Genomic DNA, 8,671 nt, shown 5'->3' with positions numbered 1-8,671 from the left:
CCTGGGGGTCGATGATGGCGGGGATCTTGTTGTTGGGGTTGAGCGAGAGAAAGGCCTCGGACATCTGGTCGTTGGTCTCGAAGCTCACGAGATGCGGCTCATAGGCCAGGCCGGCCTCTTCAAGCAGGATGGACACTTTGACGCCGTTGGGCGTGGGCAGCGAATACAGCTGGATGCGATCCGGGTGCTGGGCGGGCCATTTCTGGGTGATGGGGAAGTCGGCGGGGAAGTTTTGTTGGGCTTGGGTCATGGTGGGCGGATTGTGGAATGAAAGGCCGGTGCGCGGCACAGCGTCCACTGTATTCCGGATGGAGAAAACGGGTATTTGCACATTGCACCCTCTCCCGCAGGGAGAGGGTTCGTCGGTCTTTTGTCAACACGCACAGCAGCCTCCAGCGCCGGGGGCCCCCCTCCCAGCCTTCCCCCAGCGGGGGAAGGAGCAAGACCGCGGTCGCGGCAGGGCCGGCAGCCTCACTGGAATATCCGCGAGCCGATCAGCACACCCAGCTTGCGGTAGCTTTCCCACTGGGCTTCGTCGAAGAACTGGTCGAAAGTGGTCTGCTGCGGGAACGAGGGGTTTTTGACCTGGTACTCGAACAGGTCCAGCGGCGCGCTCTGGATCAGGCGGGGTTTGAGCACCAGCAAAAAGGTTTCATCCTTGCTGCCCGCATAAGTCACGCGGTAGAGCAAGGCGCATTTGTTGTCGGGCGCGACCGGGAGTTGGCCCTGCGGGTCGGGCGGCGGGCACAGCTCGGCTTCGTCGGTGGCGAAGTAGTCCTTCACATCCGCGGAAAACCCGGGGAAGGCGGCCGGCCCGACACACTCGAATTCCGCCCGAAAATCAATGCGCGCCAGGCGCATGAGGTTGGACAGGTCTTCGTAGGTGTAGTTGGGGTCGGCGCCGCAGTCGCAACACACGATAAAACCGACTTTCCTGCGCAGCAGCTCGAACACGCCGGTGTTCTCAAAATGCCCGCCGTCGCTGAGATACCAGTGCGAGCCGTCCGTGCCCAGGAAGCGGGCGCGCAGTTCGTCCCGCAGGTAGATCTGGTTGCGCCACAGCCGAAAAGGTGTGTTGGCGTCTTTTTTGCCGGAGTCCCACCACCAGCCCAGTCGTATGTTGGTGATGGTGAAGAGCATGGCCTGCCCGAGCGAGGTGCCCCGGCCCAGGCCCGTTGAGAATGCCGCGCCGGACACGCCCATCCATTGGCCCATGGACAGCTCGGGAGGCGGGGGTTTGAGGGCTTTGGCCAGGGCTTTTGCCTTGGCAACGACTTTCGCCTTGAGGCTGCCGTTGGCGCCGGCTTCGTCGGCATTGGCTTCAGGCTGCATGCCCACGAAGTCGCCGGCGCTGGAATCCCAACGCCTTCCGTCCACCAGGATGCCGGCGGGCGTGACCGCCAGCGGCAGACCCTGCCTGTCGCGCTGGGTCAACTGGTCGCCGGTGCCGGTGGTGGCGTTGATGGTCACGTTGACGATGTGTGCCGGACCAAAATGATTCTTGCCGTAGTAGTCCTTGCGCGAAAAGTCGTCGCTCTCGTCGGCCTCGGTCACGTCCATGTTGGCCTCGCCCTCAAAGCGCTGCTTGTTCGATGCGCCCAGGTAGGCACGCGTGAGGCGCGCGCCATACATCACCTGCAGGCTGGACAGGTTGATGAAGCCCAGGAACCAGCCCGCCGCCGCCGTGGCGAACAGGCAGAAAACCACCAGGATCACCGGATAAAGGTATGGCCACAGTTCTGAGAAACCCGGGCCTGAGCCGGCCTGGGTAAACATCGCTTCGATCAGGAGTTGCCCGCAGTTCGGCGCTGGCATCTGCATTCCAAACAGCAAGGCTGCGGCCACACAACTCCAGATCACTGCCAGCAGCAGGACCAGTGCCACGCCGACGACGCCAAGAATGGCGTTCAGCGGGAGCTTGCTGAGCCAGCCGTCTTTGCCGGGCTGGGCCAGCACGGGTGCGAATTTCCGGACCGCCGCCACCAGGGCGGTGACGACGCCGGCCACACTGAAAATCGCGCCCGCCTCCGCCCCGCTGGCCGTCAGCCAGAGATAAAGTGTTTGGCCCGCAGTTTCAACCAGTGCCAGCAGGCCGATGACCCATGAAACGGTCAGCACTTTGGAAAGCCATCGCGTGATCCGGTTGCGAAACAGCCGGGCTACCTGCGGTGGACGGTATTTGGCGAAATTAAATGCAGCCAGTGAAAAAAACAGCGCGACGTCCATCAGCACCAGCAAAAAGGCCGGTACGGGAACATTCAGGAACAATTCGTCGACGTCGCTTATCGATTCCGCGACCTGGCACCAGATGAATGCGGCAAGGGCGACGCCCACAAGCAACAAACCCAGCGCCACACGAGCCGGCACGGTAATCGGCTGCCACCATTTTCCGGCCTCGGCATTGGACTTGTCCTGGTCCAGCCAGTACGCCACGCCACAAGGTATGACCGCGACCAAGAGCCAGAGTCCCAGCACGCCGAACCACGGGCTGTACCAAATCCTGAGGCCCTCCATCGGCAACTGCGGCTGCATCATGGTTTCGAGCGCGATTGCCAGCGTGTCTATCCCAAAAACCGTCACCTGCAGGCTGCCAAAACGAAAGGCAAACATCAGCAGAAACACGGTCAGCAGCGTCACACCCATCACATAGTGCACGGCGCAGAGATTGCGGATGGCGATGGCGACGTCGTAGAACAGGTCACCGGTGTTGTTGGGCGCCAGGTAACGCCCGTTCTCGCGCAGCCAGCGCAAGGGCCGGTCCGGCTTGTCGCGTGACTCCGGGTCCTTGCTCAGCCTGCCGGGCGGGTCGGTGGCGAGCGCGGCATAGGCTTCGCGCGCCGCCAGGGTGGCCAGCTCATCCGGGACGGGTTCCTGCTTGTTCCTTGTGCGAAACAGCGCGGAGTAGAAACCCCCTATGTAGCCGCCTCCGCTGACGGTGGACAGGAAATCAAAACGGGCCAGCAAGGGCCAGGGCGGGTTTGGGGCCTCCGGCGCCTTGGGCAATGGCGCGCTTTCTTTCGGGAAATTGAAAGAGGCCTTTGCCAGCGCCTGCAACACGCCGAGGCAAAAGGTTGCGCTGCGGATGCCGCCGCCGGACAGGGCCAAGCCCCAGGTTTCCCTGGGGCCTGTTCCGTCGGCATAGACAAACTTCCTGCGTGACGCAATGGCTTTGCGCTCCGCCTCCAGGTCCTCGCCTGAAGCCTCCGGTTGTCGAGTGGTTGGGTCCACCATGTTTTTCTCCTTCACACGCACCGTTGCCGCGAATGTGCCGAGGCGATGCCACGAAGTGGCTGAATCGCCGGCCTCCTTGCGGAAAGATTGGCGTCAGCTTAGGCAGGGCCCAGTGAAAAAACAAGGTGCTTATTTCCCCAAATTTGCACCGCCGGCGGGCAAGGGCCCGGGCTTCATGTCCAATACAGGCATGGAAAACCCGAACACCCCGCAAGGCATACGCGACAACAGCGCCGCCGCCGGCAGCAACGACACCGACCAGCGCCTGACGGAACTCGAGATCAAGGCAAGCTTTGCCGAGGACCTGCTGGACCAGCTCGACAAGGTGATCGTGCGCCAGCAGCAGCAAATCGACGCGCTGCTGCGCGAAGTGGCCGAACTGAAGGCCGCGCCGGTGCGCGACGGCGACATCACCACCAGCCGCAGCCTGCGCGACGAGCTTCCGCCGCACTTCTGATTCTGAAGAAAATTTATATCCGCAGATTACGCAGATTTACACAGATGAAGACCCTCAGAGGCAAAGCCGCGAGCAGTGAAGTGTCAATTAAACCTTCTTGTTTTTAATCTGCGTAAATCTGCGAAGTCTGCGGATGAATTTGCATCCCCAGATTACACGGCACGGGCTACCAGAGGTTCTTGCCGTCTATCACGGCCACGGGCGCCGTGGCCGCGTCGAAGCCGTCCAGCAGCCGCGCGTTGATGCCTATGCGGCGCGTGCTACCGTCCCAGCTGCCGTCCATCTCGAAGGCCGGGCTGTCGGAGAAAGTGGACACGCCGCACTCGGGACAGAAGTGGTGCTCGACGAGTTTGGTCTGCCAGCGGTAGATCGCATCGGCCGCTGCGGACGTGGTGACGTGAAACTGCTCCGGCGGGTAGTAAGCGAGCAAAGCGCCGCGCTTGCTGCAAAACGAGCAGGTGCAGCGCGTGAGTTGCGTGGGGAGGTCACCGTCGATACGGAAGGCGTTCTTGCCGCAATGGCAGCTTCCTGTGAGGGTGGTCATGCGAGTCTCCTGTGTTGGGGCGCGGGGCAGGCGCCGGCTTCGACAAAGGCCGAGGGCGCCACGTCGCACTTGAGCACCCGCTCCATATAGGCAATCGACTGCTTTTGGTAATCGGCGGATTCGGCCGCAGTGCAGTCGGCCGGCACGCGCAAGGTGTAGCCACGCAGGAAACCGTCCATGGCGGTCAGCTGCACGCAGATGTCGGTAGCCACGCCGGTGATGATGATTTCCTTGGCCTCCATGCGAGACAGCAGCAGGTCCAGCGGCGAGCCCAAAAACGCCGAATGCCTGGGCTTGAGGATGGTCAGGTCGCCTTGCTGGGGGCGCAGCAAGCGCGCCATTTCGCCGGAGGCGCCGCCGCCGCGGGCGCAGCGTTCCACCAGGGTCTGGAAATCGGATTGCCAGCCGCCGTAGTTGTCGTTGGCATAAATGGCCGGCACGCTCGCCTTGCGCAGCGCGGCTTTCAAGGCCGAGGTCGCGCGCGCGGCGTCCACCGCGGCTTCGGCCAAGTCCTCTGCACCCGGGAAATCCATGGGGTTGATGAAGTCGATCAGCAGCAGCACGCTGCTGCTACGCGGTAGGTCTTCAGTATTCACGGCGCGCCGGCGCGTTAGACATATCGCTGTGGCTTATTTTTTGGCGAGATAAGCCCGCACGGCGTCGGCCGAGTGCCCCACCGCCTTGACGGCATCGCGCAATTCCTGCTCGGTGCAGCCCAGGGACTTCATCCAGTCGCGCAGTTCGTGGGGCTGCTCGAGGGCAATCAGTTTGCGGTCTGCGCCTGTCTTGCTTTTGTCGTCGGACATGCGTTGCCTCCTGGTAAAAATGCGAATCGTAGGCCGCGGGTATTCACCCCTTTGTAGGACGGCAACCACTCAGCAGGAAGTCTGCGCCCCCAGGGCCGCATTCCCACACCGGCGACGTTTGCCGCTGAGGTCCTAAGGCCTCACATGCGGGCTCGGCACGCCGCCCTGCACCCCAAAAGACAACGCCACATACAGGCCGTTTTGAAGCGGTTTATGTGCCCGAGGAACCCGGCCTTGATGGCCACGGCGCAGCGTCCTACACCGGGATGCACGCCCCCAAAAATAGCATCGAACGTCCGCGACGTGCGGCGCATGCAGCACTTCACGCGGGGCAAAGCCGCTTTCTTCATCAACCCTTTTTGAATGAACCCCATGCCCAAACCCACAGGCCCCACAGGAATTTCGTCGAAAGCCGCACCCAAAAACACCGACAGCGCACCAGCCGGAGTCAAACGCGACCCGGGCGGTGATGCGGCCGCCGAGAAGGCGGCGCAGGTCCAGGAGCTGGCGGCGGCCATGCCCTACAACCCGAACAAGGCGGGCGAACACGGCTTCGCCAACGGCGTGGCGCCGCAGCCCGGCGCCACGGCCGAGCCCGCGTCCAGGCTGGCGACGGGCAGCACGCTGAGCGAGGACAACGGCTCGGAAAAAACCGGCAGCATGGCGCCCGAAGGCGTCAATGCGACCATAGAGCCGCTGGACCGCGTGCGCGTGGATTCGGGCGGGCGCTGGCTCACGACCAACCAGGGCGTGGCGATCGCGGACAACCAGAACTCGCTCAAGGCGGGCGTGCGCGGGCCGGCGTTGCTGGAAGACTTCGTGCTGCGCGAGAAGATCACGCATTTCGACCACGAGCGCATTCCCGAACGCATCGTGCACGCGCGCGGCTCCGGCGCGCACGGCTTCTTTGAGTGCTACAAGCCCTTCACGCAATACACCAAGGCGGCGCCCTTCCAGGAAGAAGGAAAAATCACGCCGGTGTTTGTGCGCTTTTCCACGGTGCAGGGCGAGCGCGGCTCCAAGGACACGGCGCGCGACGTGCGCGGCTTCGCGGTGAAGTTCTACACCGACGAAGGCAACTGGGACCTGGTGGGCAACAACATGCCGGTGTTCTTCATCCAGGACGCGATGAAGTTCCCCGACCTGGTCCACGCGGTCAAACCCGAGCCGCACCACCAGATGCCGCAGGCCGCAAGCGCGCACGACACCTTCTGGGATTTCGTCTCGCTGATGCCCGAGTCCACCCACATGCTGATGTGGGTGATGAGCGACCGCGCGATTCCACGCAGCTACGCGACCATGCAGGGCTTCGGCGTGCACAGCTACCGCTTCGTCAATGCCGAGGGCACATCGGTGTTCGTGAAGTTCCACTGGAACCCGAAGTTCGGCACGCATTCGCTGGTGTGGGACGAGGCCGTGAAGATCTCGGGCGCGGACCCCGATTTCCACCGCCGCGACCTGTGGGAGCGCATCGAGGCTGGCGTCTACCCCGAATGGGAGCTGGCCGTGCAGGTGTTCACCGAGGAGCAGGCCGAGCGCTTCAGCTTTGACATCCTGGACGCCACCAAGCTCATCCCGGAAGAACTCATCCCGCTGCAGCCGCTGGGCCGCATGGTGCTGAACCGCAACCCCGACAATTTCTTCGCGGAGACCGAGCAGGTCGCGTTTTGCACCGCGCACGTGGTGCCGGGCATCGACTTTTCCAACGACCCCTTGCTGGCGGGCCGCATCCACTCCTATGTGGACACGCAGATCTCGCGCCTGGGCGGGCCCAACTTCCATGAGATCCCGATCAACGCGCCGCTCGCGCCGGTGCACAACAACCAGCGCGACGGCATGCACCGCCAGGCGATCCCGCGCGGGCGCGTAGCCTACGAGCCGAACTCGCTGGCCGGCGGCTGCCCCTTCCAGGCGGGCGCGGCGCAGGGTTTCGTCAGCGTGGCGGCACGCACAGAGGCCAAGGAAGCGCAGTCCAAGGTGCGGGCCAAGCCAGAGAAGTTCGCCGACCACTACACGCAGGCGGCGCTGTTCTACAACAGCCAATCGCCCGTGGAGCAGGCGCACATCGCGGCGGCCTTCCGTTTTGAACTCAGCAAGCTGACGGTGCCGGCGATCCGGGAACGCATGCTGGCCTCGCTGCGCAATGCCTCGGAGCCGCTGGCGCGCAAGGTGGCGCAAGGCCTGGGCATGGAACTGCCCGACCCCATGCCGCTGGCCATGCCCAAGCCCGCCAAGCCCGAGGTTACGGTGTCGCCGGCGCTGTCATTGCTGGCGCGCCCCGGCGACGGTGGCATACGCGGGCGCAAGATCGCGGTGCTGGTGGCGCCCGGCGTGGCCGGCGCGGCAATCGACCAGGTGCAGGCGGCGCTCGCGGATGCGGGTGCGGTGCCGCGGCTGGTGGGCCCGCACATTGGCGCGCTGGTCACGGCCGAAGGCAAGCCGCTGGACGCCGATGCCTCGCTCGAAAACGAGCCCGGCTTCCTGTTCGACGCGCTGGTGCTGCCGGACGGCGAGGACGCGGTGAAGGCGCTGGCCGCCGACGGCCACACGATGGAGTTCATCAAGGACCAGTACCGCCATTGCAAGACCATCCTGGCGCTGGGCGCCTCGGCGCGCCTGCTGGAAAAAGCCGGCATCACGCCCGCGCCCGGCGATGCGCCCAAAGGCAAAAAAAGCGCGCGGGCCGATGCAGGCCTGATCGTGCATGCCTCGGGTGACACGGCGGATGCGCTGAATCGCTTTATCCAGGCGATGGGACGGCACCGCCACTTTGAACGCGAGACGGACCCGCCTGCGCTGTAAGGCTGAGGCGAAGCCTAGTGGGTGGCGGCGGCAGGCTTGGCGCCGGCTGCCGCCACACCGCCCGGCCTGAGCAACAAGGCCCCCAGCACCGCGGCCGAAGCGGCAAACACCGCGCCTATCACAAAGGCCAGCTGGTAACCGCCATTGAGCGCCACCAATGCGTCCGCGCCCGCGGCGGCCAGTGAGGTGGTGCGCGCGGCCGCCAGGCTGGCCAGCACGGCGAGTCCCAGCGCGCCGCCCATCATGAATGCGGTGTTGACCACGCCGGAAGCGATGCCCGACTCACTCGGGTCCACATCGCTCATGGCGGCCAGCAGCACCGGGTTGAAGGCCATGCCCGCGCCCAGGCCCAGCAGCAGCATGCCGGGCAGCACGTCGGCCACAAAGCTGCCGGCCACGGGTGCGCGCGCGAACAGTGCCAGTCCCGCGGCGGCCAGCAGCAGGCCGGCGGCCAGCGGCCCGCGTATGCCGAAGCGCATCACGATCTTCGCCGACAGGCCCAGCGAGAAGGCGGCCATGATGAGGTTGGCGGGCAGGAAACCGAGGCCGACCTGCATGGCGCTGTAGCCCAGCACCAGCTGCATGTAGAGCGCCGAGATAAAGAACCAGGCAAACATGGCGGCCGCCCACAGCACGCCCACCACGTTGGCGGTGGCGACGTTGCGCAGGCGGAACAGGCCCAGCGGCACCAGCGGGGTTTTCACCTTCGCTTCAATCGCCAGGAACACGGCCATCAGCACCGCGGCCGCGCCCAGCAGGCCCAAGGTCTGGCCTGAAAGCCAGCCGGCCTCATTGCCGTTGACGATGCCGTAGACGGCCAGCATCAGCGAG

The 8,671-nt window shown here is 64.6% G+C and carries 8 protein-coding genes; 2 read left to right on the top strand and 6 right to left on the bottom strand.

Annotation, left to right across the window (positions count from 1 at the left end; translation table 11 throughout):
• Positions 1-250: glutathione S-transferase N-terminal domain-containing protein (locus ACLV8F_RS24350; RefSeq protein WP_411886773.1), on the bottom strand; the 250-nt coding region annotated here is incomplete at its 3' end.
• Between the two features lie 221 nt (positions 251-471).
• Entirely contained in the window at positions 472-3,231 is a 2,760-nt protein-coding gene (locus tag ACLV8F_RS24345) for a hypothetical protein (RefSeq protein ID WP_411886772.1), read from the bottom strand.
• A gap of 190 nt (positions 3,232-3,421) precedes the next feature.
• Here ACLV8F_RS24345 and ACLV8F_RS24340 point away from each other — a divergent pair, with 190 nt between their 5' ends.
• On the top strand, positions 3,422-3,688 hold the full coding sequence (locus ACLV8F_RS24340; protein ID WP_411886774.1) for a SlyX family protein: 267 nt from the start codon (positions 3,422-3,424) through the stop codon (positions 3,686-3,688).
• A 166-nt stretch (positions 3,689-3,854) separates the two neighbouring features.
• Here the strand turns inward: ACLV8F_RS24340 and ACLV8F_RS24335 are convergent, their stop codons facing one another.
• Genes ACLV8F_RS24335 through ACLV8F_RS24325 form a run of 3 tightly spaced genes read right to left on the bottom strand, consistent with a single transcriptional unit; the run spans position 3,855 to position 5,038 of the window.
• Positions 3,855-4,232 carry a GFA family protein gene (locus ACLV8F_RS24335; protein ID WP_411886771.1) on the bottom strand — a complete coding sequence of 126 codons (378 nt, stop codon included), beginning with the start codon at positions 4,230-4,232 and terminating at the stop codon, positions 3,855-3,857.
• Positions 4,229-4,828 (bottom strand): cysteine hydrolase family protein, encoded by a 600-nt coding sequence (locus ACLV8F_RS24330; RefSeq protein WP_411886770.1) that lies wholly within the window; start codon positions 4,826-4,828, stop codon positions 4,229-4,231. The genes ACLV8F_RS24335 and ACLV8F_RS24330 overlap by 4 nt, the downstream gene beginning before the upstream one ends.
• A gap of 33 nt (positions 4,829-4,861) precedes the next feature.
• Positions 4,862-5,038 carry a DUF3606 domain-containing protein gene (locus tag ACLV8F_RS24325; RefSeq protein ID WP_411886769.1) on the bottom strand — a complete coding sequence of 59 codons (177 nt, stop codon included), beginning with the start codon at positions 5,036-5,038 and terminating at the stop codon, positions 4,862-4,864.
• A 372-nt stretch (positions 5,039-5,410) separates the two neighbouring features.
• On the opposite strand from ACLV8F_RS24325, the gene ACLV8F_RS24320 reads away from it, so the two are divergent.
• Complete coding sequence (locus ACLV8F_RS24320; RefSeq protein WP_411886768.1) at positions 5,411-7,840, top strand: catalase; 2,430 nt, start codon at positions 5,411-5,413, stop codon at positions 7,838-7,840.
• Between the two features lie 14 nt (positions 7,841-7,854).
• Here the strand turns inward: ACLV8F_RS24320 and ACLV8F_RS24315 are convergent.
• Positions 7,855-8,671 (bottom strand): MFS transporter (locus ACLV8F_RS24315; protein WP_411886767.1); only part of this gene is annotated, 817 nt, incomplete at its 5' end.

This window comes from Polaromonas sp. YR568 (genome assembly GCF_943369675.1).
GTDB lineage: Bacteria > Pseudomonadota > Gammaproteobacteria > Burkholderiales > Burkholderiaceae_C > Polaromonas.
This window is presented reverse-complemented; position numbering and strand designations above follow the sequence as displayed.

Bases quoted from the DNA above. Each gene is read 5' to 3' on its own strand.
- ACLV8F_RS24335 (WP_411886771.1), bottom strand. From the start codon at position 4,232: ATGACCACCCTCACAGGAAGCTGCCATTGCGGCAAGAACGCCTTCCGT.
- ACLV8F_RS24320 (WP_411886768.1), top strand. From the start codon at position 5,411: ATGCCCAAACCCACAGGCCCCACAGGAATTTCGTCGAAAGCCGCACCC.
- ACLV8F_RS24340 (WP_411886774.1), top strand. From the start codon at position 3,422: ATGGAAAACCCGAACACCCCGCAAGGCATACGCGACAACAGCGCCGCC.
- ACLV8F_RS24345 (WP_411886772.1), bottom strand. From the start codon at position 3,231: ATGGTGGACCCAACCACTCGACAACCGGAGGCTTCAGGCGAGGACCTG.
- ACLV8F_RS24325 (WP_411886769.1), bottom strand. From the start codon at position 5,038: ATGTCCGACGACAAAAGCAAGACAGGCGCAGACCGCAAACTGATTGCC.